The 408-nt window shown below is 74.3% G+C and carries 1 protein-coding gene; it reads right to left on the bottom strand.

The window, feature by feature from the left end:
- Positions 1-408, bottom strand: a 408-nt coding sequence (locus EXE42_RS17135; protein ID WP_137707078.1) for an NAD(P)-dependent oxidoreductase, incomplete at both ends; no start/stop codon positions are given.

The raw sequence follows: 408 nt of genomic DNA, 5'->3' as shown, positions 1-408 counted from the left end.
GAGGTCGCAGTCGGCGGGCAGGTCGCCGAACGCCGCCTCGATCGTCGCGGCGGTGTCGCGGCCGAGGAAGTTCTCCGCGGCGACGATCAGGACCGCCTCGTGGCCCTCGATCGCGGTCTCGGGGTCGATCGCGGCCTCGATCGCCGAGATCGCGTCCCGCACGTCGACGTACGACCAGCAGTTGCCGCTCGGGTCGGCGGTCGCGGGGTCGAACGTCTCCCGTGCCTCGCGGCGCCGCTCGTCGCCCGGGTAGGTCACCCACGAGAGGCGCAGCGAGACGACGGGGACGCCGTGGCGGCGGGCGGCCGCGGCCGCGATCTCCTCGCCGACGACCTTCGAGAGGCCGTACGGGTCCTCCGGCTCTGTCGGCGTCGCCTCGTCGATCGGGAGGCGGTCTGGGAGCCAGTC

The sequence above is a fragment of the Halorubrum sp. SP3 genome (genome assembly GCF_005435195.1).
In the GTDB taxonomy this organism is placed as follows: Archaea; Halobacteriota; Halobacteria; order Halobacteriales; family Haloferacaceae; genus Halorubrum; species Halorubrum sodomense.
Note: the sequence above shows the minus strand (reverse complement) of the source record. Positions and strands in the feature narration are given on the sequence as shown.